This is a genomic window from Streptomyces sp. SID14436, assembly GCF_010548465.1.
Lineage (GTDB): Bacteria > Actinomycetota > Actinomycetes > Streptomycetales > Streptomycetaceae > Streptomyces.
In genome coordinates this window covers 1-243 of sequence record NZ_JAAGMD010000529.1, presented here as the reverse complement: position 1 = coordinate 243, position 243 = coordinate 1, and the positions used below count along the sequence as shown (strand labels likewise).

Genomic DNA, 243 nt, shown 5'->3' with positions numbered 1-243 from the left:
ACGCCCCCGACCGCGGCGGGCGGCGCGGCCGGGCGGCGCAGCAGGGTCGCCGTCGCGCGGACGCACAGCACCCGGACCCGTTCCGAGGACAGCCCGAGCAGCGCCGCCGTCTGCTCCTCGGCGACCCCCTCGTAGAGCCGCAGCACCACGACCAGCCGCTCCTGCGGGCCGAGCGCGGCCAGCGGGCTGCCGGGGTGGGGGCGGGCACGGTGCAGTCCGCCCGCCCGGTGCCAGGCGCCCCGC

General features: G+C 81.9%; 1 protein-coding gene. It reads right to left on the bottom strand.

Annotated features, from left to right (window positions below; all coding sequences use genetic code 11):
• Positions 1 to 243 (bottom strand): sigma factor-like helix-turn-helix DNA-binding protein (locus tag G3I53_RS18035; RefSeq protein WP_275406512.1); only part of this gene is annotated, 243 nt, incomplete at both ends.